The following is a 25,763-nucleotide window of genomic DNA, read 5'->3' on the forward strand; positions in this document are numbered from 1 at the left end:
TTAACGAAGCACCTGACGAATGCGTCGGCCGTTTCGGATCACTTCGACGCGCCAAAGACTGGGTGAACGTTCTAAAGCACTTTCAAATTCAGCCATACTATTGGTTGGTCGATTGGACAATGACGCGATAATATCACCGGGTCTAAAGCCATAGCGCTGGGCACGGCTACCTCGCTCAACACCTAGCACCACAATACCTTTTCGATTGGCTGGAAGTCGCAGTTGATCCGCTAAATACGGATTTAGCTCAGCAACTTCTGCACCCGCAAATGGAACCCGACCAGATATTACGCGAGTTTGTGGCGCAACTTGGCGCGGCGGTTCGGCAAGTTTGATTTGAACGCCTCTGTTCCGCCCGCGAGAATGAACACCTAATTCAACTGTTGAGCCAATGCCAGCTGTTGCCAATCGATAACCGAGTGCATCAGGGTGTTGAACAGGCTGTCCATTAAACGCAAAAACAACATCGCCGGATCGCAAACCAGCTTTTTCAGCAGGACCGCCTGGAACAAGGGCACTGACCAAAGCACCAATGGCACGATTTAAACCCAGAGCTTCTGCAATATCAGATGTGACGGGTTCAAACGTCGCGCCGATAAACGGACGAACAAAAGTATCATTTCCGCCTATAGCTGCCGTTGTAACAGCACGAACCATATTTGCAGGTATTGCAAAGCCAATACCGTTAGACCCACCTGAGCGACTAAATATAGCGGTATTAATGCCAATTAAGTTGCCATTCATATCGATCAATGCGCCGCCCGAATTCCCGGGGTTAATCGCTGCATCCGTTTGAATGAAAAATCCAAAGTCTGAAACACCGACTTGATTGCGCGCAAGTGCTGATACAATTCCGCTTGTTACTGTCTGACCAACACCAAATGGATTGCCGATCGCGAGCACGATGTCGCCAACTTCAAGCGCATCAGAATCACCAAAATTTAGAGCTTTAAATCCGGGACTGTTGCGACGATCATCCTGAATCTGCAAAATTGCAATATCAACGCTCTCATCCTTAAGCAGGATCCGACTTGAATATTCACGTCCATTCGAAAAAGCGACTTTGATATCGTCAGCACCTTCAATGACGTGATGATTGGTAATCACGATCCCTGACTGATCGATAACTACACCTGACCCCAAGGACGATTGGCGTTCAGTTCTATTAGGCATCTGGCGACCAAAGAAACGTTCAAAAAACGGATCACCATCAAAAGGTGAGCGTTGTCTGACCATACGCTCAGCATAAACATTAACGACCGCTTCCGACGTCTGTTTAACCAATGGCGCAAACGACATCTTCAATTCTTGCTGGGATGAAGGAACCCGCCTTATTTGCTCAGCATTCGCAATTTGGACATTTCCAAAGACAAAAATTGTTGCGAGCATCATAATTGCACCAACGATTTTTTGGTAAAAAGTTATGTGAAAACTTTCAAATTTGGTCATAGATGGTCTCTGTTCCGATTAATTTCAACAATATATTGCGCTGATTCAAATGAGAATTACTAGCTATTTACCCCAGAACCAGTTTAATATTTTCGCAGATAACTAAAATATGGGGAAAAATTATGTCATTTGCAAAAGTTGCCTCGCTGGCAATTACAGTAGGTCTTTTGACTATATCAAACGCCGTTGCAGGCTCTTGTGGTTATGAGCGCTGTTGGGGAGCTGTCGCCATTGGATCAAATGGTCAAGCATGGGCGCATAGCTATTCATCAGAACGCGGTGCTATCAACGCCGTTGCAAACAATTGCCGAGGCCGATGCTCCACAATCAAGACATTCTACAACACGTGTGGTGCAATCGCATCTGCTCCAAATGGAGCATGGGGTTGGGCTTGGCATGGTAATATGGAACTCGCCAAAAGCGAAGCCATGGCCTATTGCATGGACAATGGTCGAAATTGCACACCACGCGCCTGGGCCTGCTCAAAGTAGTGTTGATCTGAATAGAGTTTTGTTCTATTTTTGTTCTCACAAAAGGAGATGCATATGGCAACAGCAAAAAAACTCAATTCGACGATAAAAAACTTCATAAGTGCGCAGCATCTATTTTTTGTCGCAACTGCTGCACCCGATGGCAGAGTAAACCTGTCGCCCAAAGGATGCGACTCTCTTCATATCGTGGATGATAACCGCATCATATGGCTCAACCTATCTGGAAGTGGCAATGAAACTGCAGCGCATTTGCGTGAAGCCAATCGTATGACGCTCATGTTCTGCGCTTTTGAGGGTGATGCAAGAATACTTCGATTATACGGGTCAGCAGACGTCTATCATCCCCGTGATGAGAAATGGAATGAATATCTCAATCTGTTTCCTCAAATGGCCGGCAGCAGGCAAATCTTTGATATGAAAATTGATCTGGTGCAATCATCCTGCGGAACCGGGGTTCCGATCATGGAATTTAAACAAACCCGCGCAGATAGCGAAATGCTCCCCTTTTATGAAGATATGGGACCTGAAGGTGTCAAAGATTATTGGCAGCGTAAAAACACGCTTTCTATTGATCAACGCCCGACAGGCATCTTTGCCCAAGACGAATGATTATCTCGCAAAACAGCGTACAAAAGCAAAAAGCCGAGCATAACGCCCGGCTTCTTAAATACGTCGATTAGAACCAGCTTATGCTGCTTCTGTTTCGCCTTCAGCTTCTTCAGCAGCAACACGTGCTTTATCAGCAGCGCCTTTAGCTGAGATATCGCGATCTACGAACTCGATAATTGCCATTGGTGCATTGTCACCGTGACGGAAGCCAGCACGCATGATGCGTAGGTATCCGCCATTGCGCGTTGCATAACGTGCAGCAATTGCGTCAAATAGCTTTTTAACTGCTTCTTTGTCCTGAATTTGTGACAAAGCTTGACGACGAGCATGAAGATCGCCGCGCTTACCCAAAGTTACAAGTTTTTCCACGATTGGGCGGATTTCCTTGGCTTTAGGTACAGTTGTTGTAATTTGCTCGTGTGTAATGAGCGATGCCGCCATATTAGCAAACATAGCCTTACGATGGCTTGATGTTCTATTGAGCTTGCGGCCTGATTTTCCGTGGCGCATGAGCTTATCTCCTTAATGCGCAGATATTATAATCTGCAGTTTAATACTGTTCTTCGTAACGCTTGGCCAGATCTTCGATATTCTCTGGTGGCCATGCTTGGACTTCCATACCTAGGTGCAAGCCCATTGAAGCGAGAACTTCTTTAATCTCGTTCAATGATTTACGACCAAAGTTTGGTGTACGAAGCATTTCAGCTTCAGTTTTCTGGATAAGATCGCCGATATAAACGATGTTATCATTTTTAAGACAGTTGGCAGAACGAACTGAAAGTTCCAACTCATCCACTTTCTTAAGAAGTGCTGGGTTGAACGCCAATTCAGCAACAGTATCTTCTTCTTCAGCTTTCTGTGGCTCTTCGAAGTTCACGAAGACAGAAAGTTGATCTTGCAAGATACGAGCAGCAAACGCCAAAGCGTCTTCTGCAGTAACTGAACCATCAGTTTCGATTGTCATTAGCAACTTATCATAATCAAGAACTTGACCCTCACGAGTGTTCTCAACTTTATAAGAAACCTTTTTAACCGGTGAATAAAGACTATCAACTGGGATAAGACCAATTGGCGCATCTTCTGCACGGTTTGCAGAAGCAGGCACATAACCTTTACCGTTCTTAACAGTGAATTCCATACGAATTTCTGCGCCTTCATCCAATGTACAAATCGGGTGATCAGGGTTTAGAATTTCGATATCACCAACAGTTTGAATATCGCCAGCCGTTACAACAGCAGGACCCTGCTTGCGAACAACCATACGCTTTGGCTCATCGCCTTCCATACGGATAGCAATTTCTTTCGTGTTCAAAACGATGTCTGTGACATCTTCACGAACGCCAGGGATTGACGAAAATTCGTGCAAAACACCATCAATTTGCAGAGCTGTAACCGCAGCACCACGAAGTGATGACAACAATACACGACGCAAAGCATTACCAAGTGTCAAACCAAAACCACGTTCTAGTGGTTCCGCAACCAATGTCGCTTTTAAATCTCCTGAAACAGCAAATTCAACCTTGTTTGGCTTAATAAGCTCTTGCCAATTTTTCTGGATCATATTTTAAACCTTCCTATTGCCGCACTATCCAATCGTGACAGCTATGTGAGAAGACATTCGCGCTAATCATAGAGCGAACAGACAATGAATGATTAACCGCGACGTTGTTTACGTGGACGACAACCATTGTGCGGGATCGGTGTAACATCACGGATTGATGTGATGGTAAAACCAGCAGCTTGCAAAGCACGCAAAGCAGATTCACGACCAGAACCTGGACCGCAAACTTCTACTTCAAGAGACTTCATACCGTGCTCTTGTGCTTTCTTTGCACAATCTTCTGCAGCAATCTGAGCAGCAAATGGTGTAGACTTACGTGAGCCTTTAAAACCGTTTGCACCCGCTGAAGACCAAGCAATAGCATTGCCCTGTGCATCAGTGATTGTGATCATTGTATTGTTAAATGTTGAATTAACGTGTGCAACACCAGTTGCAATATTTTTACGTTCGCGACGACGAACGCGTGCGGCATCTTTTGCCATTTTGTATATCCTTCTTCGATATCAACACCGCCGTAATGCCAGCGGCTACACCCAACCTAGATTACCCTACCCGTATTGTAGGTCTAGAGTTTTCAAGATTGGTATTACTTCTTCTTACCTGCGATAGCTTTTGCCGGACCTTTACGTGTACGTGCGTTCGTGCTTGTACGCTGACCGCGAACAGGCAGACCACGACGATGACGTAGGCCACGGTAACAACCAAGGTCCATAAGACGCTTGATGTTCATTGAAACTTCACGACGAAGATCACCTTCTACTTGGTAATCTGAATCAATAGCTTCACGAATTTGCAGAACTTCTGCATCTGAAAGCTGATTAACACGTCGCTCAGCAGGAATACCTACTTTTTCGACGATTTCTTTAGCAAATTTTGGTCCAATTCCGTGGATATAAGTGAGGGCAATAACCACACGCTTATTTGTCGGAATGTTGACGCCAGCAATACGGGCCACGTCTTATCTCCTAGTTTTCCGAATAATTTCGGCATTCAAATTAAGCTACTCACAACAAGTAGCAACACTTTACAATCTACGACGAGCAAAAACGACCAGCATCGTATCCCCGTATTTTGGAGAAACGCACCGATCGCATTTAGTTCGCGAGTTGCGCGGGTATTAGCGGATGAGTCGGTACTTCGTCAAGCTCTTCCGCTGTAAAAGACGCGATATTTGCGATTAAGCAAATAAAGCGTCGATCTCTTTTGTCACATCATCAATATCAGCCATACCATCAACTGAGCGAAGTAGCCCTTTGGCATAGTAATAACCGATCAACGGTGCGGTCTCTTTATAATATGTTTGAAGACGGTCAACGACAGTTTCAGCACGGTCATCAGGACGACGCTTAAACTCAGTGCCTTCGCACTTATCGCAAACGCCTTCTTTCTCAGGCTTCAAATTAGTATCGTGATATCCTGCACCGCAATTTGCGCAAGTATAACGACCAGAAATCCGCTCAACCAATACACTGTCATCAACGGCTAGTTCAACAACAGCATCTAGTTTCATGCCTTTGCCTGAAAGCAGTGCTTCCGTTGCATCAGCTTGTTGAAGCGTGCGGGGATAACCATCAAGAATAAATCCGTTCACACAATCATCTTGTTCAATACGATCTGAAATGATTGCATTGACGATATCATCGGATACAAGCCCCCCGGCATCCATAATATCTTTTGCACGTTTGCCAGTTTCAGTACCAGCTGCAACAGCAGCGCGAAGCATGTCACCTGTCGACAATTGCGGAATGCTATATTTGTCTACAAGACGTTGTGCTTGTGTTCCTTTACCAGCGCCTGGTGGTCCTAACAGAATTAATCTCATCTACGCTTCTTCCCTCCCCGAAGCTTCGACTTTTTAATCAAGCCTTCATATTGCTGAGCAAATAAATGCCCCTGAACTTGCGCAACAGTATCCAAAGTAACACTCACAACAATCAGAAGTGAAGTTCCCCCTAGGTAAAATGGTACACCGGTACGCGCGATTAGGAATTCTGGAAGCAAACACACAAACACTAGGTAGATAGCACCCACAACAGTGATACGTGTCAAAACATGGTCAATATATTCTGCAGTGCGTTCACCCGGACGAATACCTGGAATATAACCGCCGTGGCGTTTTAGGTTATCCGCTGTATCTTTCGGGTTAAACACAATCGCTGTGTAGAAGAACGCAAAGAATGCGATCAATACTGCATAAAAGATCATATAAGCCGGCTGACCATGACCAAGTGACGCCAACAATGCAGTCGCCCAATCAGGTAGGTTCGACGTATCTGAAAAGCCTGCCAGTGTCGCTGGCAACAACAGCAATGACGAACCAAAGATCGCAGGGATAACACCAGCTGTATTCAGTTTAAGTGGCAAGTGAGAGCTATCGCCCTGGAACATTTTCGTGCCAACTTGACGCTTAGGATACTGAATTAGCAATTTACGCTGAGCACGCTCAACAAACACAATCAAAGCAATCAATGCAATCGCAAGAACAATGACACCAATAATAAGCAGTGTGGAGAGTGAACCTGTGCGGCCGAGTTCTAATGTACCAGCAATAGCTGATGGAAGCGCGGCAACAATACCTGCAAAGATGATAAGAGAAATACCATTACCAATTCCGCGGGCAGTAACCTGTTCACCTAGCCACATGAGGAACATGGTGCCACCTACAAGCGTGATAACCGTTGAAACCTTAAAGAACGTGCCTGGGTCTGTGACAACCCCTGCTCCGGCTTCTAGACCCACAGCAATACCATAGGCCTGCAGCGTTGCCAGTAGCACCGTACCATAACGCGTATATTGATTGATGACCTTACGGCCCTGCTCACCATCTTTTTTAAGCTGCTCCAATGACGGCACAACGGACGTCATGAGCTGCATAATAATGGATGCAGAAATATATGGCATAATACCAAGCGCAAACAGCGCCATACGCTCGGCAGCACCACCTACAAACATATTAAACAAACCAAGGACACCTTGGCTCTGACGCTCAAATGCTTGAGCAAATGCTTCAGGGTTAATTCCAGGAATTGGAATATATGTGCCTAATCGATAAACCAAAAGCGCCCCTAGTGTGAACCAGATGCGCTTTTTTAGATCGTCTGCTTTCGAAAAAGCAGAAAAATTCAAATTCGATGCGAGCTGTTCGGCTGCAGATGCCATGCCATTCTCCGCCAATAATCTAACTTTAGTCAAACGTGTCACCGCAAATTGCGTCGACTTTGACCACTTGAGTACTGAGATGCAGGAATTAACTAATTAAATCAAGCTCAAACAGCCTCTTAATGAAATATATGTCTCAATATAGGGAAACCGCGCGTGGATTTAAATCCCCCGCGCGGTAAACTTTTATTCAGCAGCTACTTTTTCGCCTGAAAGGATGGTGATTTTGCCACCAGCTTTTTCAAGTTTTTCAACAGCAGACTTAGATGCACCAGCAACTTCAAGTGTCAATTTAGCTTTGATGTCACCATCAGCCAAAACGCGAACACCGTCTTTGATTTTTGAAATCACGCCTGCAGCTTTCAATGCTGCTGCGTCAACTGTTGCTTTTGGATCTAACTTCTTAGCATCAACAGCTTGCTGAAGACGACCAAGTGAAACAACGTTAAAGTCCGTTGGGAATGGTGTGTTAAAACCGCGCTTTGGCAAACGACGGTAGATTGGCATTTGACCGCCCTCAAAACCGTTGATTGAAACACCAGAACGAGACTTCTGACCTTTCACACCGCGACCACCAGTTTTACCAGTACCAGAACCGATACCGCGACCAACGCGCTTACGGTTTTTGTTAGAACCAGGGTTATTACTAATTTCATTCAGTTTCATGAATTCTCTCCCGCCTAGTTCTCTTCGACGACACGAACCATGTGGCTAACTGCACGGATCATACCGCGCACAGCTGGTGTGTCTTCGAGTGTTGAACGACGATGCATCTTGTTCAAGCCCAAACCGATTAAAGTCTGGCGCTGAACGTTTGGACGACGAAGTGGGCTACCGATCTGTTCAATAGTAACAGTCTTGCCTTTTTTGTTATCAGCCATGTTTTTGGCTCCTCACGTACGGCGCTAAGGCCTATTGATCATCAATGCCAGCAGCGGCACGGCGAGCTTGCAATGTGGAATACTTGATACCACGTTGCGCAGCGATGTCTTTTGGGTGCATTTGGCGTTTAAGCGCATCAAATGTTGCACGAACCATGTTGTATGGGTTCGATGAACCTGTTGATTTTGCAACAACGTCCTGCATACCTAGTGTTTCAAACACAGCACGCATTGGACCACCCGCGATGATACCAGTACCAGGCTTTGCTGCACGCAAAAGCACTTTACCAGCACCGTGACGACCATGCACATCATGGTGCAAAGTACGGCCAGAGCGCAAAGGAACGAAAATCATTTCGCGTTTTGCTGCATCTGTAGCTTTACGAATTGCTTCAGGCACTTCGCGAGCTTTACCGTGACCAAAGCCTACACGGCCTTTTTCGTCACCAACAACAACCAATGCTGCAAAACCAAAACGACGGCCACCTTTGACCACTTTTGCAACACGGTTGATATGAACGAGCTTATCGACGAATTCGCTTTGCTCTTCTTCTTTTTTGCCGCCTTTACCGCGACGATCTTCTCTTGCCATTGTCCTTGTCCTTGTTTTTTTCCGGTTTCAATCGGCAGATTGAGATTAAAATTTAAGGCCACCCTCGCGAGCTGCCTCTGCTAGTGCTTTCACGCGACCATGATACAAAAATGAACCACGATCAAAAACAACATCTGTGATGCCTGCTTTACCAGCACGTTCGGCGATCAGTTTACCAACTGCAGCAGCTGCAGCAGTATCAGCACCTGTCTTCAAAGACTTACGCAAATCACCATCTAGTGTTGATGCAGCAGCAAGAGTGTTGCCGGCTGTATCATCGATGATTTGAACATAGATGTTCTTTGAAGAGCGATGTACTGACAAACGCGGACGCCCATTGGCAACCGCTTTGACTTTACGACGTACGCGAGCGCTACGGCGCATAATTTCTTTTTTAATGCTAGCCATTTCGCGTCTTCCTTACTTCTTCTTGCCTTCTTTGCGCACAATGCGCTCTTCAGCATATTTAACACCCTTACCTTTATAAGGCTCAGGTTTACGATATTCACGGATCTTAGCAGCAACCTGACCAACAGCTTGCTTATCGATACCAGACACAACGATTTCAGTTGGTTTTGGACATGCTACAGTCACGCCTTCTGGCGGAGTGTAAACAACTTCGTGTGAGAAGCCGAGTGAAAGCTGAACGCCTTTACCCTGCATTGCCGCACGATAACCAACACCATTGATTTCAAGCTTGCGCTCGTAACCTTTTTCGACACCTTCCAAGATGTTTGCGATCATTGTGCGGGACATGCCCCACTTTGAACGTGCATCTTTTGATTTATCGACAGGTGTTACTGTAATTTCGTTTTCTTCAAGTTTGACCAAAACTTCGTCATTAACAACAAAGTTAAGTTCGCCCTTAGGTCCCTTCGCAGTCACTTTTTGACCATCAACTGTGGCAGTGACACCGGCCGGAACCGCAATTGGTTTTTTACCTATACGAGACATTGTTCAACCTATTCTCTGTAAAAGTCTCAACTCTGCCTTAGAAGACAGAGCAAAGAACCTCACCACCTACATTTAGTTCGCGAGCCTGATGATCAGCCATAACACCTTTTGGTGTAGACAAAATCGTAATACCAAGACCGTTAGCGACCTGCGGAATGGACTTAACTGACACATAAACGCGACGACCAGGCTTTGAAACGCGACCAATTTCGCGAATAACAGAACCAGTGTCCGAATATTTTAGCTCAATGCTAATTTCAGATTTTCCATTTTCGAATTCTGACTGCGAATAACCGCGGATATAACCTTCAGATTCCAAAACATCCAAAACGCGTGCGCGTAATTTAGATGCTGGTGATGAAACTGATGATTTACCACGTGCCGCGCCATTACGAATACGTGTGAGCATATCGCCCAAAGGATCAGATAAAGACATGTTTAAATCCCCTACCAGCTAGACTTAACAAGGCCAGGTACTTTACCGAATGAGCCAAGCTCACGCAGTGCAATACGAGACATTTTAAGTTTGCGGTAATATCCGCGTGGACGACCAGAAACTTCACAACGGTTACGAATACGAGTTTTCGAACCATCACGAGGCATCTCAGCCAATTTTAGAGTTGCTTTAAAGCGCTCTTCCATAGAAACGCTTTCATCTCTAATTGTCGCTTTAAGAGCAGCGCGTTTAGCAGCATCTTTGCTGACTAGGCCGCGGCGACGTTTGTTCTTCTCAACTGCGCTTACTTTAGCCATGTTGAATATCCTTCTCTACGTATGCCGTTACGACTGTTCACGGAATGGGAAGTTGAACTCTTTCAAAAGAGCGCGTGCTTCATCATCAGTGTTAGCCGTCGTACAAACGATGACGTCCATGCCCCACATTTGATCAACTTTATCGTAATTGATCTCTGGGAACACAATGTGTTCTTTAATGCCCATGGCGAAGTTGCCACGACCATCGAAGCTTTTTGGATTCAAGCCACGAAAGTCACGTACGCGTGGAAGCGCAACAGTGACCAAACGGTCCATGAATTCATACATACGAGCACCACGGAGCGTGACTTTAGCGCCCAAAGGCATTTCTTCACGAACCTTGAAACCAGCAATAGATTTGCGAGCTTTGGTGATAACTGGTTTTTGACCAGCAATCGCAGCCAAATCAGCAGCTGCAATAGCAGGCTTCTTTGAATCAGCTGTTGCTTCACCAACACCCATATTGATGACAATTTTGTCAACTTTTGGGATCTGCATCTCATTTGCGTAATTGAACTGCTCACGAATGGCAGAACGAATGCGCGTTACATATTCTGTTTTGAGCCTTGGCTCGTAGTTTTCATTAGCCATCGATCACTTCTCCTGAACGCTTGGCCACGCGAACCTTCTTGTCGCCATCAATTTTGATGCCAACACGAGTAGGTTTACCATCTTTAGGATCAGCAACAGCTAGATTAGAAAGTTGGATAGGCGCTTCTTTTGAAACAATACCAGCTTCTGTAGTTTGTGTTTGCTTCTGGTGACGTTTTACAACGTTGATACCAGCAACTACAGCGCGGCCCTCTTTTGGAAGAACTTTAGTGACTTCGCCTGAGCGACCCTTGTCCTTACCAGTCAATACGACGACTTTGTCGCCTTTACGAATTTTTTGCATTGAACCGTTTCCTTACAATACTTCAGGAGCCAGTGAGATGATCTTCATGTGCTTTTTAGCACGAAGCTCACGTGGTACTGGGCCAAAAATACGTGTACCCATAGGTTCACCCGCATTGTTGACCAAAACTGCTGCACTGGAATCGAAACGGATTACGCTTCCGTCAGGACGACGAAGATCTTTTGCTGTACGAACAACAACAGCTTTTACTACGTCACCTTTTTTTACGCGGCCACGAGGAATAGCTTCTTTGACCGAACATACGATGATGTCGCCCACAGAAGCATATTTTCGTTTGGAACCGCCGAGCACCTTGATGCACATGACACGACGAGCACCAGAGTTATCTGCGACGTCGAGATTTGTTTGCATCTGAATCATGTCAGACCGCCTTCTTTATTATGCTGGACAGTTACTACAAAGCCCTATTGCCTGCAGTCTTATCCAACGTTCGAGTTGTATTAGAACAAGTCAGAATTTTTTCAACTAAAAACTGACCTAAAAAAGCATTTTTTCGAAAATAAACAGAGCAAACACAAAATGTCTGCTCTGATCAGGTCGAAAACAGTGGCTGCATAACAGCTAAATTAGCTAGTTACAACAGTCCAACGCTTATCTTTCGAAATTGGTGCACATTCCTCAATAGAAACAGTATCACCAGTTTTGAATTGGTTAGCTTCATCATGCGCCTTATATTTTTTAGTACGGCGAACGATTTTTCTCAACACTGGGTGCGCGAATCGACGTTCGATGCGAACAACCACAGTTTTATCATTTTTGTCACTGACAACAGTGCCCTGTAGAATGCGTTTAGGCATTATGCGTTCCTTTAAGCCTTAGCTTCAGCCGCCTTCTGGCGAGCAATTGTCTTAATGCGTGCAATGTCGCGACGCACTTCTTTAACACGTGATGTTTTTTCCAACTGGCCAGTGGCAGCTTGAAAGCGCAGGTTAAACTGCTCTTTCTTTAGCTTTTCTAGTTCGTCACTAAGCTGGTCAGCGCTCATTGCGTGGATATCATTAGCTTTCATGATAGTTTCCTACTCAGCAACACGTTGAATAAAGCGCGTTTTAACAGAAAGCTTAGCAGCTCCCAAACGCAATGCTTCACGTGCGATTTCTTCGTTTACACCGTCAATTTCGAACATGACACGGCCAGGTTTGACCTTACATGCCCAATAATCAACAGAACCTTTACCTTTACCCATACGAACTTCAGTAGGTTTTGTTGTTACTGGTACGTCTGGGAAAATGCGGATCCATACACGGCCGGCACGCTTCATGTGACGGGTGATGGCACGACGGGCTGCTTCAATCTCACGTGCGTTAACACGATTAGGCTCTTGAGCCTTTAGGCCGTATGACCCAAAGTTCAAGTCTGAACCGCCTTTAGCGACGCCTTTGATCTTGCCCTTAAACTGTTTGCGAAATTTAGTTCGCTTTGGCTGTAACATTTTATTTCTCCGAACCTATCGCGTATCTTACGCGTTTTCGCGACGACGGTTATTATTGTTGCCACCAGAATTGTCATTCTCGGTTGCCTTACGCTCAGAAGCCATTGGATCATGCTCAAGGATTTCGCCTTTGAAGATCCAAACTTTGATGCCGCAAATACCATAGGCAGTCAAAGCTTCTGCAACACCGTAATCGATGTCAGCACGAAGAGTATGCAATGGCACACGGCCTTCACGATACCATTCTGTACGCGCAATCTCAGCACCGCCCAAACGACCAGCACTTGTGATTTTAATACCCAAAGCACCCAAACGCATTGCTGATTGAACAGCGCGTTTCATAGCACGACGAAAAGCAACACGACGCTCAAGCTGTTGTGCAATTGACTGTGCAACCAAAGTCGCATCAATCTCAGGCTTACGAACTTCAATGATATTCAAGTGTGTTTCAGAATTCGTCATATCTGACAATTTCTTACGCAATTTCTCGATATCAGCGCCTTTTTTACCGATAATCAAACCTGGGCGAGCTGTGTGGATAGACACACGGCACTTCTTGTGAGGACGCTCGATAACGACCTTAGAAACACCAGCTTGCTTAAGTTCTTTGATCAAGTATTCGCGGATCTTCATGTCTTCATGAAGCAAATCGCCATATTCGCCTTGATCGGCATACCAGCGGCTATCCCAAGTACGGTTGATGCCTAGACGGAAACCGATTGGATTAATCTTCTGACCCATTATGCGGCCTCCTCTTCGACTTCCCTCACGACAATCGTCAAGTGAGAAAATGGCTTCAAGATACGTGATGAACGACCACGGCCACGAACGCGGAAGCGTTTCATGACGATTGATTTGCCAACATATGCTTCTGCAACAATGAGGCTATCAACATCTAGATCGTGGTTGTTTTCAGCATTCGCGATTGCAGACTGAAGTGTTTTACGCACTTGGTCTGAAATACGCTTACGAGAGAACTCAAGTTCTGCCAAAGCTGTTTCAACCTTCTTGCCACGGATCATTTCCGCAACGAGATTTAGTTTTTGCGGGCTGATACGAAGCGTGCGGGCAACTGCCTGCGCTTCATTATCTGCGAGCCGACGTTCTGTCTTTGCCTTGCCCATCTTTATTTCCTCTTCGCTTTCTTATCCGCGCCGTGACCATAATAGGTACGGCTTGGAGCGAATTCACCAAACTTATGGCCAACCATGTCTTCTGATACAAGCACTGGGATGTGCTTCTGACCATTATAGACACCAAATGTTAGACCTACGAACTGTGGTAGTATCGTTGAACGACGAGACCACATTTTAATCACTTCGCTGCGACCACTTTCGCGAACCTTCTCAGCCTTTTTGAGAAGATAGCCGTCAACAAAAGGACCTTTCCAAACTGAACGAGCCACTCTAGACTTCCTCTCTTATTTCTTACGCTGATGGCGAGAACGCATGATAAATTTATCCGTCGCCTTATTTTTACGAGTACGTTTACCCTTCGTTGGTTTACCCCAAGGAGAAACCGGGTGACGACCACCTGATGTACGGCCTTCACCACCACCATGTGGGTGATCGACCGGGTTCATTACAACACCGCGAACGTGAGGACGCTTACCGCGCCAACGAGTACGGCCTGCTTTACCATCGTTTGTGTTCATGTGATCTTGGTTAGACACAGCACCAACAGTTGCCATGCAAAGACCAGAAACCAGACGAGTTTCACCAGAGTTCAAGCGAAGGATCGCCATGCCTTGGTCACGACCAACAAGCTGAACATAAGTACCAGCTGAACGAGCGATCTGACCGCCCTTCTCTGGTTTCATTTCAACGTTGTGTACGATTGTACCAACTGGCATCGCCTGCAATGGCATTGCATTACCAGGCTTAACGTCAACTGAACTTTGAGACGCGATAACTTTATCACCAGCTGCTATACGCTGAGGTGCCAAGATATAAGCTTGCTCACCATCTTCGTAATCAACAAGCGCGATAAACGCAGTTCTGTTCGGATCATACTCAAGACGAGCAACAGTACCTTGAACATCAAACTTACGACGTTTGAAGTCGATCATACGGTATGTGCGTTTGTGACCACCACCAATGTAGCGGGCAGTAACGCGACCCATGTTATTGCGACCACCTTTACCAGTAAGACCTTCAGTTAGAGCCTTAACAGGCTTACCTTTATAAAGGCCTGAACGGTCCACAATAACCAGCTGACGCTGGCTTGGGGTCGTTGGATTAAAACTTTTTAAAGCCATTGTTCTTTTCCTTATAGACCGGTGGACACGTCAATTGACTGACCTTCGGCCAAAGTCACGATTGCTTTTTTAACATCGCTCTGCTTGCCAACTACACCGCGGAAACGCTTTACTTTGCCCTTACGAACAAGTGTGTTGACAGCTTTAACTTTAACACCAAACAAAGCTTCAACTGCTGCTTTGATCTCAGGCTTAGAAGCCGTGCGAGCAACGTTGAAAACCACTTGGTCATTGTCAGAAGCCAATGTTGATTTCTCTGTGATTGCCGGTGAGACAATCACATCATAATGGCGAAGATCCGTCATGCTAAACGCTCCTCAAGAGCTGCAACTGCATCTTTTGACAACACAAGTTTGCCACGACGCAAGATGTCGTAAACGTTGATACCTTGAACTGGTAGAACATCGATATTTGGAATGTTCTGCGCAGCCAATTTGAAATTCGCATCCAATTCAGCACCACCGATAAACAAAGCATTTTTGATGCCCATTTTATCAAGTGAACCAGACAATGTTTTTGTCTTTGCTTCTTTAGCTGCCATTTCATCAAGGATGATAAGGTCTTCGCTAGCCAATTTCGCTGACAAAGCATGCTTAAGTGCTAGTGAACGAATTTTCTTTGGCATTGCGTGTGAATGATCACGAACAACTGGACCATGAGCTTTACCACCACCACGGAACTGTGGAGCGCGAGCTGAATGGTGACGAGCGCGGCCTGTACCTTTTTGCTTGTACATTTTAGCGCCAGTACGAGATACTTCAGAACGACCTAGCGTTTTGTGAGTACCTTGTTGCTTTTTCGCTAGCTGCCAACGAACAACGCGCTGGATAATATCCTGGCGTGGCTCAAGACCGAAAACTGAATCTGAAAGTGATACTTTACCGCTTTCTTTACCAGCAAGAGTGCTTACTGCAATATCCATTACTCAGCTCCCTCTGTTGCGGCTTCTGCAGGAGCAGCGCCTTCACGAATGCCAGCTGGAACAGGAGCATCTGCAGGAAGTGAAGCTTTAATCGCATCACGAACAGTTACCCAAGTACCTTTTGAACCAGGTACAGCACCTTTGATCAATAGTAGACCACGATCAACGTCTGTTGAAACGATTTCAAGGTTCTGTGTAGTAACGCGAGTCTGACCCATGTGACCAGCCATTCTCTTACCTTTGAAAACCTTACCAGGATCCTGACACTGACCTGTGGAGCCGTGTGCACGGTGAGAGATAGATACACCGTGAGTAGCGCGCATACCACCAAAGTTGTGACGCTTCATAGCACCGGCAAAACCTTTACCGATTGAAGTACCAGTTACATCAACAAGCTGACCTGATACAAAGTGACTTGCGATCAACTCAGCACCAACTTCAATCATGTTGTCTGAAGACACACGAAACTCAACCATTTTTGACTTTGGCTCAACGTTTGCAACTGCAAACTGGCCACGGTCGGCTTTGTTTGTGTTTTTCACTTTAGCGCGGCCAACACCAACCTGAACGGCTGAGTAACCATTTTTTTCTTCTGTCCGCTGAGCTACCACTTGGCAGTTCTCAAGACGCAGAACAGTAACGGGAATGTGCTCACCGGCGTCGTTATAGACCCGGGTCATCCCTACTTTCTGTGCAATAACACCTGAACGCATTGGTTCATCCTTTTTAATTCGATAGAGGAGCAGTTTTGCCTATGTGGACAAATTTGAGCTCATAAAGAACGTTTCTTGTTTAAACTTCTTGCCCGAGATACCCCGAACAAGCTTACTAAATTCGAGATCTTAAAGTTTGATCTCTACGTCAACACCAGCAGCAAGGTCGAGCTTCATAAGAGCATCAACTGTTTGCGGAGTTGGATCGACAATGTCTAAAAGCCTTTTGTGTGTGCGCATTTCAAATTGCTCACGGCTCTTCTTATTAACGTGCGGCGACCGGTTCACCGTAAATTTTTCAATACGTGTTGGCAAAGGAACAGGACCACGTACTCGTGCGCCTGTGCGTTTTGCTGTCGATACGATTTCGCGTGTCGATGTATCGAGGATCCGGTGATCAAACGCTTTTAAGCGAATGCGGATGTTTTGGCCGTTCATAGGGCAGATCCTTGTTTAAGAGATAAGCGCGCGATGACGTATCGCGCGCTTTAAATTAATCTAAATTACTCAGTGATGCTTGCTACGATGCCAGCGCCAACTGTACGACCGCCTTCACGGATCGCAAAGCGTAGCTGCTCTTCCATCGCGATTGGCACGATCAACTCAACGTCAACTGTTACGTTGTCGCCAGGCATAACCATTTCTGTACCTTCACGCAAAGTCACAACACCTGTCACGTCAGTTGTACGGAAGTAGAACTGTGGACGGTAGTTTGTGAAGAATGGTGTGTGACGACCACCCTCATCTTTTGTCAAGATGTAGGCTTCTGCAACAAATTTTGTGTGTGGTGTAACTGAACCAGGCTTACACAAGATCTGACCGCGCTCAACACCTTCACGGTCAACACCGCGAAGTAGAACACCAACGTTATCACCAGCTTCACCGCGATCAAGCAGCTTGCGGAACATCTCAACACCAGTACATGTTGTTTTTGATGTATCGCGGATACCAACGATTTCGATCTCTTCACCAACATTGATAACTCCGCGCTCAACACGACCAGTTACCACTGTACCACGGCCTGAGATTGAGAATACGTCTTCAATTGGTAGCAAGAATGGCTGATCAATTGGACGCTCTGGTGCTGGAATGTAGCTATCAACTTGAGCCATTAGCTCACGAACAGCATCTTCACCGATTGTTTTGTCTGAATCTTCCAAAGCTGCCAAAGCAGAACCTTTAACGATCGGAATATCGTCACCTGGGAACTCATAGCTGTCTAGAAGCTCACGAACTTCCATTTCAACAAGCTCAAGAAGCTCTTCGTCGTCAACTTGGTCAACTTTGTTCAAGAACACAACGATCGCAGGAACACCAACCTGACGCGCAAGCAAGATGTGCTCACGTGTTTGTGGCATTGGGCCATCAGCTGCTGAACAAACTAGGATCGCGCCGTCCATTTGCGCAGCACCTGTGATCATGTTTTTAACATAATCGGCGTGGCCTGGGCAATCAACGTGTGCGTAGTGACGGTTTTCTGTTTCATACTCAACGTGAGCTGTAGAAATCGTGATACCACGTGCACGCTCTTCTGGCGCACCATCAATTTCGTCATAGGCTTTAAAATCACCAAAAAACTTAGTAATCGCGGCTGTCAAACTTGTTTTACCGTGGTCAACGTGACCAATCGTTCCAATGTTTACGTGAGGCTTCGTGCGCTCAAACTTTTCCTTTGCCATATTCAGGCTCTCCGTTTTTTCTAGACGTTCTGAAACTTAATTGATGTTTACAGAACAAACTTCGTTTTGCTTCAACCTATTGATTAAGAAGCGTATTTCTCTTGAATTTCCTGCGCAACGTTACTTGGAACAGGAGCATAATGATCGAATACCATTGAGTATTGCGCACGGCCCTGAGACATAGAGCGCAAGTTATCAACGTATTTAAACATGTTCGCCAAAGGTACGTTTGCGTTAATCACAACCGCAACACCGCGTGTTTCTTGACCTTGGATCTGACCACGACGTGAGTTCAAATCACCAATCACATCACCAACATAATCTTCAGGTGTCACAACTTCGACCTTCATGATTGGCTCAAGCAATTGAGCACCAGCACGAGGAGCTGCTTCACGGAAACATGCGCGAGACGCGATCTCAAAGGCAAGAACAGAAGAGTCAACATCGTGGTAAGCACCATCTAGCAATGTGGCTTTAACACCCAACATTGGGAAGCCTGCAAGAGGACCAGATGAAAGAACGCTTTCGATACCTTTTTGTACACCAGGGATGTATTCCTTAGGAACGTTACCACCAACGATTTTTGACTCAAATTCAAAGTCTTCAGCATCACCATTAGCTTCGAACAAGATTTTTACACGCGCGAACTGACCAGTACCACCAGACTGTTTCTTGTGTGTGTAATCTGCTTCGTAAGATTTTGTGATTGTTTCGCGGTATGCCACTTGAGGCGCACCAACTGTAGCTTCAACTTTAAACTCACGCTTCATGCGATCAACAAGGATATCAAGGTGCAATTCGCCCATACCAGCGATAATTGTCTGACCTGACTCTTCGTCTGATTTAACACGGAAAGAAGGATCTTCCGCAGCCAAACGGTTAAGAGCGATACCCATTTTCTCTTGGTCGCCTTTAGTTTTAGGCTCAATCGCAATCTGAATAACCGGATCCGGGAATTCCATGCGCTCAAGAATAACAGGCTTAAGTGGATCACAAAGTGTGTCACCAGTTGTTGTTTCTTTCAAACCAGCAAGTGCAACGATGTCACCAGCATATGCTGTATCGATGTCTTCACGGGAGTTTGAGTGCATTTCCAACATACGGCCAACACGCTCGCGCTTGTCTTTAACAGTGTTAAGAACAGACGAACCTTTTGTGATTGAACCAGAATAGATACGAGCAAATGTCAACGAACCAACGAATGGATCGTTCATCACTTTAAATGCAAGCATTGAAAGTGGCTCTTCATCAGAAGCTGGACGAGTTGTTTCTTCTTCAGTCTTCACGTCGATACCAGCAATCGCAGGAATATCAACTGGTGAAGGTAGGAAGTCGATCACGCTATCAAGCAAAGGCTGAACACCTTTGTTTTTAAACGCTGTACCACAGAACATTGGGAAGAAATCAACATTGATTGTACCCTGACGGATAAGCTCACGGATTTTATCGTTATCAGGCATGTCACCTTCAAGGTAAGCTTCCATAGCTGCTTCATCGATTTCAACGATCTGTTCGATCATTGTTTCGCGCCACTCTTCAGCTTTGTCTTTAAGGTCGTCCGGGATTTCAACAACATCCCAAGCAGCACCCAAGCTCTCATCACGCCAAACAATCGCATTCATTTCGATCAGATCAACAACACCAGCAAACTCGTCTTCAGCACCGATTGGAAGCTGAACAGCAACAGGTGTAGCACCTAGGCGAGACTTAACCATGTCGTATGAACGATAGAAGTCAGCACCGATCTTATCCATCTTGTTACAGAAGATCATACGAGGAACGTTGTATTTGTCAGCCTGACGCCAAACTGTTTCAGTTTGTGGCTCTACACCAGCGTTCGCATCTAGAAGAGCGATCGCACCATCAAGAACACGCAAAGAACGCTCAACTTCAATTGTGAAGTCCACGTGACCTGGAGTGTCAATGATGTTGAAGCGACATTTTTTACCGCTTCTGCCGTTTTCCCAGAATGTAGTCGTCGCAGCAGACGTAATAGTAATACCACGCTCTTGCTCTTGCTCCATCCAGTCCATTGTTGCTGCACCATCGTGCACTTCACCGATTTTGTGCGATTTACCTGTGTAATACAGAATACGCTCGGTTGTAGTCGTCTTACCAGCATCAATGTGCGCCATGATGCCGAAGTTACGGTAATCTTTAATTGGGTATCCGCGAGCCATGGGAGGGCCTCTCACTAAAAAAGTTTATTATTACCAACGATAATGAGCGAAAGCACGGTTTGCTTCGGCCATTTTGTGTGTGTCTTCACGCTTCTTAACAGCAGAACCGCGATTGTTAGCAGCATCCATAAGCTCACCAGACAAACGCTCAACCATTGTTGTTTCGTTGCGTTTACGAGCAGCAGCAATCAACCAGCGAATTGCTAGTGCCTGACGGCGCTCAGGGCGCACATCAACAGGAACCTGGTATGTAGCACCACCAACACGACGTGAACGAACTTCAACGTGAGGTGCAACATTTTCTAGAGCTTGGTGGAACATTGCCACTGGCTCTGATTTAGCTTTTTCTTCAACCTGATCAAAAGCACCATAAACGATACGCTCAGCGACAGATTTTTTACCATCAAGCATGATCGCATTCATGAATTTTGTAATGACCAAATCACCGAATTTTGGATCTGGGTTAATAACGCGCTTTTCAGCACTGTGACGACGTGACATGTATTTTGTCTTTCAATTTCTGGGGCCAATAAAAAATCATCAGCCAATATTTGATAGGCTCGAGACGTATCAACGCTCAAGCCCACGGAATTACTAATCTTATTTAGGACGCTTCGCACCGTATTTAGAACGACGTTGCTTACGATTTTTAACACCTTGTGTATCGAGCACACCACGAATGACGTGATAACGAACACCAGGCAAATCTTTCACACGGCCGCCGCGGATCATTACCACGGAGTGTTCCTGAAGGTTGTGACCTTCACCAGGAATATAGCCGATAACCTCAAAGCCATTTGTCAAACGGATTTTCGCAACTTTACGAAGAGCCGAGTTAGGCTTTTTAGGTGTTGTTGTATAAACACGTGTGCAAACACCACGCTTTTGCGGGTTTTGCTCCATTGCTGGAACCTTGCTACGTTTGACCGGTGCCTTACGTGGCTTGCGGATCAGCTGGTTAACTGTAGGCATGCACCTATCCTTTAAATCTCTATATAACGCGATTAAGCGTTGGTTATACTCGTCAATACCATGCGCAATTAAGGGCCAACTCCCATAAAACGAGGATTAGCCCAATAAAAATGCAGAGGATATGTATGTCATATCATGCGTGCAGCAATGGTCTTAACAATGCAATAAAAGCCTAGTTTGAGCCGTACTCCGGGGCGTGTCACCCTGAACAAGCCAGACTCACTTTGGCTTTGATAGGCCGTATCTACTGCTAACTAAGTGTTTCGTCAACAGCTTTTCGCGAAATTTTTGGCAGAAAATGTTTTGATGGCAATTCAATTAAGAGACTTAATAAACGACCACCTATTTAATGGAATTCCAAAGCAGGCGGATTCAATACATCATATAAATACAATTCTGCACATATATAAATTGAACTCCATCCAACAAAATTTACGACAATTATCAAATAGCTTTACATGCTCTGATAAACTTGGACCGCCCCACCCGTACAACCGAAAAGTTTACACAATCGTGACTGTAATGTATGGTTGCCAGTCGTGAGTGCTATCAATCATAGAAACAGCACCCAAAAACACAACCTGTTTGATAAATAAGATCATGCAGAACGAGTAAACCGAACAAGTGGGGGTAATCTGATATGGCAATTTTAGATCAGTCGCTGCTCAAGGGAAAAATTCGAGATCAACCAATAGGTAGCGAACTCGCATCTCTTCTCGTGAAAGCTGGCAAGGCAGCTGGCATCGACACAATTTACATAACCTCGGGCGGACAACCCGGTTCTTCAGGCAAAAGAACTGGTTCAACCCGGCATAATAAAGGACGAGCTGCAGACCTTTATCTATTTGCAGATAATAAAGCGCTCACCTTTACCAATTCATCTGCACCAGCAAAGGTCAAAAAGTTCATCACAGCATGCGCAGCCTATGGTGCAAATGGGCTGGGCGCTGGTACTGATTATATGGGTTCAAAAACCATGCATATTGGTTTTGGACGAACGACCGGTGATAACCAGAAGCTCGTATGGGGTAAGAAAGGTAAAAGTGCCTTTGCACCTAAATGGGTTCGAGAAGCTGCCCATGAAGGTTGGTTCAACCCTCCAGATTGGATTTATGAGACCGATGGCGATGAACCAGAGGACCTTCCTGAAGCTGAAGAAGAGCTCATTAGCACAATAGCAGACATTCCAAAGAACTTTACTTATGAAATTATCAAAGGAGCGCAAGCAAGTGAACAAAAGTGGGGCGTGCCAACTTCAATAACGCTCGCGCAATGGGCATTGGAAAGTGGCTATGGGAAATCCATGCCGAAAGGATCGAACAATCCATTTGGTATTAAGGCCCTGCCCGGACAGCCTTCTGTAACATCTTGGACAAAAGAGGTCATCAAAGGAAAACTTGTCTCCGTTCAAGAACCATTTCGCGTATTCCCCGATATGGGCGCTGCCTTTATCGAACACAGTCGACTACTTGGAACCTCGCATCGTTATGTGAAGGCGCGAAAGTATATAAATGATCCAGATAGGTTTGCGGACGCCCTCACCGGCATATATGCGACAGATACGCAATATGGATCAAAGCTCAAAACACTGATGAAGCAATATGATTTGTATCGTTTCAATCTAAACACACAATCCAATTCATCACAGACAAACTCAGACATGGAGGTCAGCATGTCCAGCCCGCTTACTCAAGGACATCCCAACAGTGTCCAAGTTAAAGTACTTCAAGAACAGCTTACAAACCTTGGTTACAAGCTCGGAGCTATAGACGGAAAATTCGGTCGATTGACAACAGCTGCATTGCTCGCCTTTCAAAATGACAACGATCTTCCAACCACGGGTATCGTTGATGTAACAACAGAAGAAGTTTTGGCTACTGCACCCAAACGACGATTTGATGTCGAACGTGAAATGGCAAGTGAAGCAGATTTGGCGGCCTCAGGTTCTCGAACGATTAAAAATGCGCAACGAAGCCGATTGGCCAGTTGGGTTTTGAGCGGCTTGGGTTTATTTGGTATCGGCAACAGTGCTGTTGTAAATTCAACACCAACTGTGGCACCCGTTACAAGTGGCAATCTGCCGGATCAATTACTTCCGTTCTTAAATGATTTGCAAAATTTATCATCTACAACATCCGCTGAGAAATTTCGAGAGATCACAGAGCTATCGCAAAATCTTATCTTTCAACTCCAGGGTAAATCTCTATCACCTGATGTGGTTCAACTCCTCACACAGCTCAGAGAGACAATTTCACCTGAAGTAAAGGCCGCCAATCCGCAACTGGCCGGTATTTTAGATGGACTGACGAACCCAGTTGCAACAGCAAATACGCCGTTCAATTCGGTATTTGATATCCTGCCGACTTTCTTTGCAACTGGCACTATCCCTGAAACGGTAATGACAGGTGTCGCGGCCGTGGGCAACAGCATGCTGCCAGGATTTGGAGGCTCGCTTGCGGTTCTTGGTGTAGGACTTGCGGGTAGATATTTTGCCAACAAAATTGCATCCGCGCGCACCCAAGATCATCGCACTGGCGGCAATTTAAATGCACGCTAAATAGTTGGCACAAACTTGATCAATTCCTGAACAAGGATTGGTGTTGAAAGCAACGCACTATCGAGCCCCCCGCGAAAAGCTTAATTTGCGGGGGAGTTTTATTTCCATTTTTAAAGAGAAGTAAATTGAATTAGCAACGTATCCAGTTACCCAAATCCAGTCATTTTAAAAATAGCCCATAAACTTAAAATTCATGACACCGAATTGTGCGATAGCGCAAACATCAGCCACTTTTCCAATTCTTTAAATTTGGATCAACACAACATTTCCCTTTTCTCTTTTCCAATGAACCGCATGCGCAGTAAACGCGTATCGACTGGTAGATCTACATAAACATTAAAAACGATCACGGTACCATAAACTATGAGCACGCTCAAAATTGAAAAGCACCCTATTCTCGCCAATTTTAATAATGGTGAAACCTGTCGTGAAAATGCACACTTAGAACTTGAAGATTTTCTCAATCACCGGGTCTTAGACTATGCTTTCAAACGTAATTTTGATTTTGGTCAAACTCAGCGCGGCAACACGTCGTGCTTATCACTATGGATCAGCCAAGGTGTTCTCCTCGAACAAGAGGTCATTTCAGAAACGTTAAAACGTTATGAATATAAAGACGTTGAAAAATTTATTCAGGAGATATTCTGGCGCACATATTTCAAAGGTTGGCTAGAACACCGCCCACAAGTCTGGTTTGACTATACAAAAGACTTAACAACAGAACTTGAACGCATGAAGACTTGTCAGAATCTTTACCAAAAATATGACAAGGTTATATCATCCCAAACACATTTGGATTGCATGAATGCGTGGGCCAAAGAACTTATTGATACAGGCTATTTGCATAATCATGCGCGTATGTGGTTTGCCAGCATATGGATTTTCACACTCAAACTTCCCTGGCAACTTGGAGCAGATTTCTTTTTGCGGCACCTTCATGATGGTGATGCAGCTTCCAACACTCTCTCATGGAGATGGGTAGCGGGTCTTCACACAAAAGGTAAGCATTACATCGCCAGTCAATCAAACATTGAAAAATTCACCAATGGACAATTTTCACCCCAAGGCTTGGTTACAAATCCAACACCAATAAAAGAAGACAAGGATTACCAAGCGCAAAGTTTAAAAATCCCTTCACACCAAAGATTAGATCAAGATTTTGGATTGATCATTTCACAAGCACAATGCCATCCAAAATTTGATGCTGAAAATAAAAAGCCGTCAGCTATATTTGTTTTACCAGCAACAAACCATAATGAGCGCAATCCAACAGCCCAATCTGTTTCGAAACTTAGACAAAAAGTCATCATGGAAGCAGCGACCAAAGCACAAGCGGTTTATAATTGCCCGATCATCGATTTAGATTACGCAAATATGACCAGCCAACTGATTATGCATTGTCAATCAAAAGGCATTAAACACTTAACCATGCCCTATTTAACCGTGGGCCCGATTAAAGATGCATTTACACCGATTTTCAAAAAGCTTGAAGATGCAGGCATCAAAACACACCAAATCATGCGTGCCTATGATAAAGCCGCTTGGCACTATTCAAACAAAGGTTACTTTCACTTAAAAAAGAATATACCTGAGTTGATTAAAGAGCTCGGACTTTAAAAACCGTCCTTATACAAAAAACCCCGCCATTTCTGACGGGGTTTGATTTTAAGCTATGAAGTAAGCTGG

The 25,763-nt window shown here is 45.2% G+C and carries 36 protein-coding genes; 4 read left to right on the plus strand and 32 right to left on the minus strand.

The window, feature by feature from the left end; translation table 11 throughout:
* Positions 1–1,392 carry a DegQ family serine endoprotease gene (locus ACZ1GZ_RS12880; protein ID WP_472668302.1) on the minus strand — a complete coding sequence of 464 codons (1,392 nt, stop codon included), beginning with the start codon at positions 1,390–1,392 and terminating at the stop codon, positions 1–3.
* Between the two features lie 179 nt (positions 1,393–1,571).
* Between ACZ1GZ_RS12880 and ACZ1GZ_RS12885 the strand changes: the two genes are divergently transcribed.
* Complete coding sequence (locus ACZ1GZ_RS12885) at positions 1,572–1,940, plus strand: DUF4189 domain-containing protein (protein ID WP_472665279.1); 369 nt, start codon at positions 1,572–1,574, stop codon at positions 1,938–1,940.
* Between the two features lie 54 nt (positions 1,941–1,994).
* Positions 1,995–2,549, plus strand: coding sequence for a pyridoxamine 5'-phosphate oxidase family protein (locus tag ACZ1GZ_RS12890; protein ID WP_472665280.1), 555 nt, complete (start codon positions 1,995–1,997; stop codon positions 2,547–2,549).
* A 78-nt stretch (positions 2,550–2,627) separates the two neighbouring features.
* Here ACZ1GZ_RS12890 and rplQ read toward each other — a convergent pair whose 3' ends face one another.
* The 31 genes from rplQ to rpsL all read right to left on the minus strand — a co-directional run bounded on the left by rplQ (position 2,628) and on the right by rpsL (position 21,520).
* On the minus strand, positions 2,628–3,059 hold the full coding sequence (rplQ, locus tag ACZ1GZ_RS12895; protein WP_472665281.1) for a 50S ribosomal protein L17: 432 nt from the start codon (positions 3,057–3,059) through the stop codon (positions 2,628–2,630).
* Positions 3,060–3,099: 40 nt separating this feature from the next.
* Positions 3,100–4,110, minus strand: a complete 1,011-nt coding sequence (locus ACZ1GZ_RS12900) for a DNA-directed RNA polymerase subunit alpha (protein WP_472665282.1) — start codon at positions 4,108–4,110, stop codon at positions 3,100–3,102.
* A gap of 92 nt (positions 4,111–4,202) precedes the next feature.
* The gene (gene rpsK, locus ACZ1GZ_RS12905) at positions 4,203–4,592 is read right to left on the minus strand and encodes a 30S ribosomal protein S11 (protein ID WP_472665283.1); all 390 of its coding nucleotides are present in this window, start codon (positions 4,590–4,592) and stop codon (positions 4,203–4,205) included.
* 104 nt (positions 4,593–4,696) lie between these two features.
* Complete coding sequence (gene rpsM / locus ACZ1GZ_RS12910) at positions 4,697–5,065, minus strand: 30S ribosomal protein S13 (RefSeq protein WP_472665284.1); 369 nt, start codon at positions 5,063–5,065, stop codon at positions 4,697–4,699.
* Between the two features lie 222 nt (positions 5,066–5,287).
* The gene (locus tag ACZ1GZ_RS12915; protein ID WP_472665285.1) at positions 5,288–5,932 is read right to left on the minus strand and encodes an adenylate kinase; all 645 of its coding nucleotides are present in this window, start codon (positions 5,930–5,932) and stop codon (positions 5,288–5,290) included.
* The gene (gene secY / locus ACZ1GZ_RS12920) at positions 5,929–7,269 is read right to left on the minus strand and encodes a preprotein translocase subunit SecY (protein ID WP_472665286.1); all 1,341 of its coding nucleotides are present in this window, start codon (positions 7,267–7,269) and stop codon (positions 5,929–5,931) included. The genes ACZ1GZ_RS12915 and secY overlap by 4 nt, the downstream gene beginning before the upstream one ends.
* Positions 7,270–7,455: 186 nt before the next feature.
* On the minus strand, positions 7,456–7,935 hold the full coding sequence (gene rplO / locus ACZ1GZ_RS12925; protein WP_472665287.1) for a 50S ribosomal protein L15: 480 nt from the start codon (positions 7,933–7,935) through the stop codon (positions 7,456–7,458).
* Between the two features lie 14 nt (positions 7,936–7,949).
* Positions 7,950–8,150, minus strand: a complete 201-nt coding sequence (rpmD, locus tag ACZ1GZ_RS12930) for a 50S ribosomal protein L30 (RefSeq protein WP_472665288.1) — start codon at positions 8,148–8,150, stop codon at positions 7,950–7,952.
* A gap of 31 nt (positions 8,151–8,181) precedes the next feature.
* On the minus strand, positions 8,182–8,742 hold the full coding sequence (gene rpsE / locus ACZ1GZ_RS12935; RefSeq protein ID WP_472665289.1) for a 30S ribosomal protein S5: 561 nt from the start codon (positions 8,740–8,742) through the stop codon (positions 8,182–8,184).
* A gap of 45 nt (positions 8,743–8,787) precedes the next feature.
* Positions 8,788–9,150, minus strand: coding sequence for a 50S ribosomal protein L18 (rplR, locus tag ACZ1GZ_RS12940; protein WP_472665290.1), 363 nt, complete (start codon positions 9,148–9,150; stop codon positions 8,788–8,790).
* Positions 9,151–9,162: 12 nt separating this feature from the next.
* Positions 9,163–9,696, minus strand: coding sequence for a 50S ribosomal protein L6 (gene rplF, locus ACZ1GZ_RS12945; protein ID WP_472665291.1), 534 nt, complete (start codon positions 9,694–9,696; stop codon positions 9,163–9,165).
* Between the two features lie 37 nt (positions 9,697–9,733).
* Entirely contained in the window at positions 9,734–10,132 is a 399-nt protein-coding gene (gene rpsH, locus ACZ1GZ_RS12950) for a 30S ribosomal protein S8 (protein WP_472665292.1), read from the minus strand.
* An 11-nt stretch (positions 10,133–10,143) separates the two neighbouring features.
* Positions 10,144–10,449 (minus strand): 30S ribosomal protein S14, encoded by a 306-nt coding sequence (gene rpsN / locus ACZ1GZ_RS12955; protein WP_472665294.1) that lies wholly within the window; start codon positions 10,447–10,449, stop codon positions 10,144–10,146.
* A gap of 27 nt (positions 10,450–10,476) precedes the next feature.
* Positions 10,477–11,040, minus strand: coding sequence for a 50S ribosomal protein L5 (gene rplE / locus ACZ1GZ_RS12960; RefSeq protein WP_472665295.1), 564 nt, complete (start codon positions 11,038–11,040; stop codon positions 10,477–10,479).
* Positions 11,033–11,344: a 50S ribosomal protein L24 gene (gene rplX / locus ACZ1GZ_RS12965; RefSeq protein WP_472665297.1), complete on the minus strand. Its 312-nt coding sequence runs from the start codon at positions 11,342–11,344 to the stop codon at positions 11,033–11,035. Before rplX ends, rplE begins: the two co-directional genes overlap by 8 nt.
* 12 nt (positions 11,345–11,356) lie before the next feature.
* Positions 11,357–11,725 (minus strand): 50S ribosomal protein L14, encoded by a 369-nt coding sequence (gene rplN / locus ACZ1GZ_RS12970; protein WP_472665298.1) that lies wholly within the window; start codon positions 11,723–11,725, stop codon positions 11,357–11,359.
* Positions 11,726–11,931: 206 nt separating this feature from the next.
* Positions 11,932–12,162, minus strand: a complete 231-nt coding sequence (gene rpsQ, locus ACZ1GZ_RS12975) for a 30S ribosomal protein S17 (protein WP_472665299.1) — start codon at positions 12,160–12,162, stop codon at positions 11,932–11,934.
* Positions 12,163–12,173: 11 nt separating this feature from the next.
* Complete coding sequence (gene rpmC / locus ACZ1GZ_RS12980; protein ID WP_472665300.1) at positions 12,174–12,374, minus strand: 50S ribosomal protein L29; 201 nt, start codon at positions 12,372–12,374, stop codon at positions 12,174–12,176.
* A 9-nt stretch (positions 12,375–12,383) separates the two neighbouring features.
* On the minus strand, positions 12,384–12,797 hold the full coding sequence (gene rplP / locus ACZ1GZ_RS12985) for a 50S ribosomal protein L16 (protein WP_472665301.1): 414 nt from the start codon (positions 12,795–12,797) through the stop codon (positions 12,384–12,386).
* 27 nt (positions 12,798–12,824) lie between these two features.
* Positions 12,825–13,538: a 30S ribosomal protein S3 gene (gene rpsC / locus ACZ1GZ_RS12990; protein WP_472665302.1), complete on the minus strand. Its 714-nt coding sequence runs from the start codon at positions 13,536–13,538 to the stop codon at positions 12,825–12,827.
* Positions 13,538–13,921, minus strand: a complete 384-nt coding sequence (gene rplV / locus ACZ1GZ_RS12995; protein ID WP_472665303.1) for a 50S ribosomal protein L22 — start codon at positions 13,919–13,921, stop codon at positions 13,538–13,540. The genes rpsC and rplV overlap by 1 nt, the downstream gene beginning before the upstream one ends.
* A 2-nt stretch (positions 13,922–13,923) precedes the next feature.
* Entirely contained in the window at positions 13,924–14,202 is a 279-nt protein-coding gene (gene rpsS / locus ACZ1GZ_RS13000) for a 30S ribosomal protein S19 (RefSeq protein WP_472665304.1), read from the minus strand.
* A 15-nt stretch (positions 14,203–14,217) separates the two neighbouring features.
* Complete coding sequence (gene rplB, locus ACZ1GZ_RS13005) at positions 14,218–15,054, minus strand: 50S ribosomal protein L2 (RefSeq protein WP_472665305.1); 837 nt, start codon at positions 15,052–15,054, stop codon at positions 14,218–14,220.
* An 11-nt stretch (positions 15,055–15,065) separates the two neighbouring features.
* Positions 15,066–15,359: a 50S ribosomal protein L23 gene (locus tag ACZ1GZ_RS13010; RefSeq protein ID WP_472665306.1), complete on the minus strand. Its 294-nt coding sequence runs from the start codon at positions 15,357–15,359 to the stop codon at positions 15,066–15,068.
* Positions 15,356–15,976, minus strand: coding sequence for a 50S ribosomal protein L4 (gene rplD, locus ACZ1GZ_RS13015; RefSeq protein WP_472665307.1), 621 nt, complete (start codon positions 15,974–15,976; stop codon positions 15,356–15,358). The genes ACZ1GZ_RS13010 and rplD overlap by 4 nt, the downstream gene beginning before the upstream one ends.
* Positions 15,976–16,689 carry a 50S ribosomal protein L3 gene (gene rplC / locus ACZ1GZ_RS13020; protein ID WP_472665308.1) on the minus strand — a complete coding sequence of 238 codons (714 nt, stop codon included), beginning with the start codon at positions 16,687–16,689 and terminating at the stop codon, positions 15,976–15,978. The genes rplD and rplC overlap by 1 nt, the downstream gene beginning before the upstream one ends.
* Before the next feature lie 129 nt (positions 16,690–16,818).
* Positions 16,819–17,127: a 30S ribosomal protein S10 gene (rpsJ, locus tag ACZ1GZ_RS13025; protein ID WP_472665309.1), complete on the minus strand. Its 309-nt coding sequence runs from the start codon at positions 17,125–17,127 to the stop codon at positions 16,819–16,821.
* Positions 17,128–17,192: 65 nt separating this feature from the next.
* The gene (gene tuf / locus ACZ1GZ_RS13030; RefSeq protein WP_472664966.1) at positions 17,193–18,368 is read right to left on the minus strand and encodes an elongation factor Tu; all 1,176 of its coding nucleotides are present in this window, start codon (positions 18,366–18,368) and stop codon (positions 17,193–17,195) included.
* Positions 18,369–18,451: 83 nt separating this feature from the next.
* Positions 18,452–20,548, minus strand: coding sequence for an elongation factor G (fusA, locus tag ACZ1GZ_RS13035; RefSeq protein ID WP_472665310.1), 2,097 nt, complete (start codon positions 20,546–20,548; stop codon positions 18,452–18,454).
* 30 nt (positions 20,549–20,578) lie between these two features.
* Positions 20,579–21,049 (minus strand): 30S ribosomal protein S7, encoded by a 471-nt coding sequence (gene rpsG, locus ACZ1GZ_RS13040; RefSeq protein ID WP_472665311.1) that lies wholly within the window; start codon positions 21,047–21,049, stop codon positions 20,579–20,581.
* Positions 21,050–21,148: 99 nt separating this feature from the next.
* Positions 21,149–21,520: a 30S ribosomal protein S12 gene (rpsL, locus tag ACZ1GZ_RS13045; RefSeq protein WP_472665312.1), complete on the minus strand. Its 372-nt coding sequence runs from the start codon at positions 21,518–21,520 to the stop codon at positions 21,149–21,151.
* Between the two features lie 640 nt (positions 21,521–22,160).
* Between rpsL and ACZ1GZ_RS13050 the strand changes: the two genes are divergently transcribed.
* Positions 22,161–24,077 carry a glucosaminidase domain-containing protein gene (locus ACZ1GZ_RS13050; protein WP_472665313.1) on the plus strand — a complete coding sequence of 639 codons (1,917 nt, stop codon included), beginning with the start codon at positions 22,161–22,163 and terminating at the stop codon, positions 24,075–24,077.
* Positions 24,078–24,440: 363 nt separating this feature from the next.
* Positions 24,441–25,694, plus strand: coding sequence for an FAD-binding domain-containing protein (locus tag ACZ1GZ_RS13055; RefSeq protein WP_472665314.1), 1,254 nt, complete (start codon positions 24,441–24,443; stop codon positions 25,692–25,694).
* Positions 25,695–25,763 lie beyond the last annotated feature (69 nt).

It is taken from the genome of Lentilitoribacter sp. JB5-8 (genome assembly GCF_055693385.1).

Bases quoted from the DNA above. Each gene is read 5' to 3' on its own strand.
- ACZ1GZ_RS12880 (WP_472668302.1), bottom strand. From the start codon at position 1,392: ATGATGCTCGCAACAATTTTTGTCTTTGGAAATGTCCAAATTGCGAAT.
- ACZ1GZ_RS12885 (WP_472665279.1), top strand. From the start codon at position 1,572: ATGTCATTTGCAAAAGTTGCCTCGCTGGCAATTACAGTAGGTCTTTTG.
- ACZ1GZ_RS12890 (WP_472665280.1), top strand. From the start codon at position 1,995: ATGGCAACAGCAAAAAAACTCAATTCGACGATAAAAAACTTCATAAGT.
- rplQ (WP_472665281.1), bottom strand. From the start codon at position 3,059: ATGCGCCACGGAAAATCAGGCCGCAAGCTCAATAGAACATCAAGCCAT.
- ACZ1GZ_RS12900 (WP_472665282.1), bottom strand. From the start codon at position 4,110: ATGATCCAGAAAAATTGGCAAGAGCTTATTAAGCCAAACAAGGTTGAA.
- rpsK (WP_472665283.1), bottom strand. From the start codon at position 4,592: ATGGCAAAAGATGCCGCACGCGTTCGTCGTCGCGAACGTAAAAATATT.
- ACZ1GZ_RS12915 (WP_472665285.1), bottom strand. From the start codon at position 5,932: ATGAGATTAATTCTGTTAGGACCACCAGGCGCTGGTAAAGGAACACAA.
- secY (WP_472665286.1), bottom strand. From the start codon at position 7,269: ATGGCATCTGCAGCCGAACAGCTCGCATCGAATTTGAATTTTTCTGCT.
- rplO (WP_472665287.1), bottom strand. From the start codon at position 7,935: ATGAAACTGAATGAAATTAGTAATAACCCTGGTTCTAACAAAAACCGT.
- rpmD (WP_472665288.1), bottom strand. From the start codon at position 8,150: ATGGCTGATAACAAAAAAGGCAAGACTGTTACTATTGAACAGATCGGT.
- rpsE (WP_472665289.1), bottom strand. From the start codon at position 8,742: ATGGCAAGAGAAGATCGTCGCGGTAAAGGCGGCAAAAAAGAAGAAGAG.
- rplR (WP_472665290.1), bottom strand. From the start codon at position 9,150: ATGGCTAGCATTAAAAAAGAAATTATGCGCCGTAGCGCTCGCGTACGT.
- rplF (WP_472665291.1), bottom strand. From the start codon at position 9,696: ATGTCTCGTATAGGTAAAAAACCAATTGCGGTTCCGGCCGGTGTCACT.
- rpsH (WP_472665292.1), bottom strand. From the start codon at position 10,132: ATGTCTTTATCTGATCCTTTGGGCGATATGCTCACACGTATTCGTAAT.
- rpsN (WP_472665294.1), bottom strand. From the start codon at position 10,449: ATGGCTAAAGTAAGCGCAGTTGAGAAGAACAAACGTCGCCGCGGCCTA.
- rplE (WP_472665295.1), bottom strand. From the start codon at position 11,040: ATGGCTAATGAAAACTACGAGCCAAGGCTCAAAACAGAATATGTAACG.
- rplX (WP_472665297.1), bottom strand. From the start codon at position 11,344: ATGCAAAAAATTCGTAAAGGCGACAAAGTCGTCGTATTGACTGGTAAG.
- rplN (WP_472665298.1), bottom strand. From the start codon at position 11,725: ATGATTCAGATGCAAACAAATCTCGACGTCGCAGATAACTCTGGTGCT.
- rpsQ (WP_472665299.1), bottom strand. From the start codon at position 12,162: ATGCCTAAACGCATTCTACAGGGCACTGTTGTCAGTGACAAAAATGAT.
- rpmC (WP_472665300.1), bottom strand. From the start codon at position 12,374: ATGAAAGCTAATGATATCCACGCAATGAGCGCTGACCAGCTTAGTGAC.
- rplP (WP_472665301.1), bottom strand. From the start codon at position 12,797: ATGTTACAGCCAAAGCGAACTAAATTTCGCAAACAGTTTAAGGGCAAG.
- rpsC (WP_472665302.1), bottom strand. From the start codon at position 13,538: ATGGGTCAGAAGATTAATCCAATCGGTTTCCGTCTAGGCATCAACCGT.
- rplV (WP_472665303.1), bottom strand. From the start codon at position 13,921: ATGGGCAAGGCAAAGACAGAACGTCGGCTCGCAGATAATGAAGCGCAG.
- rplB (WP_472665305.1), bottom strand. From the start codon at position 15,054: ATGGCTTTAAAAAGTTTTAATCCAACGACCCCAAGCCAGCGTCAGCTG.
- ACZ1GZ_RS13010 (WP_472665306.1), bottom strand. From the start codon at position 15,359: ATGACGGATCTTCGCCATTATGATGTGATTGTCTCACCGGCAATCACA.
- rplD (WP_472665307.1), bottom strand. From the start codon at position 15,976: ATGGATATTGCAGTAAGCACTCTTGCTGGTAAAGAAAGCGGTAAAGTA.
- rplC (WP_472665308.1), bottom strand. From the start codon at position 16,689: ATGCGTTCAGGTGTTATTGCACAGAAAGTAGGGATGACCCGGGTCTAT.
- rpsJ (WP_472665309.1), bottom strand. From the start codon at position 17,127: ATGAACGGCCAAAACATCCGCATTCGCTTAAAAGCGTTTGATCACCGG.
- tuf (WP_472664966.1), bottom strand. From the start codon at position 18,368: ATGGCAAAGGAAAAGTTTGAGCGCACGAAGCCTCACGTAAACATTGGA.
- fusA (WP_472665310.1), bottom strand. From the start codon at position 20,548: ATGGCTCGCGGATACCCAATTAAAGATTACCGTAACTTCGGCATCATG.
- rpsG (WP_472665311.1), bottom strand. From the start codon at position 21,049: ATGTCACGTCGTCACAGTGCTGAAAAGCGCGTTATTAACCCAGATCCA.
- rpsL (WP_472665312.1), bottom strand. From the start codon at position 21,520: ATGCCTACAGTTAACCAGCTGATCCGCAAGCCACGTAAGGCACCGGTC.
- ACZ1GZ_RS13050 (WP_472665313.1), top strand. From the start codon at position 22,161: ATGGCAATTTTAGATCAGTCGCTGCTCAAGGGAAAAATTCGAGATCAA.
- ACZ1GZ_RS13055 (WP_472665314.1), top strand. From the start codon at position 24,441: ATGAGCACGCTCAAAATTGAAAAGCACCCTATTCTCGCCAATTTTAAT.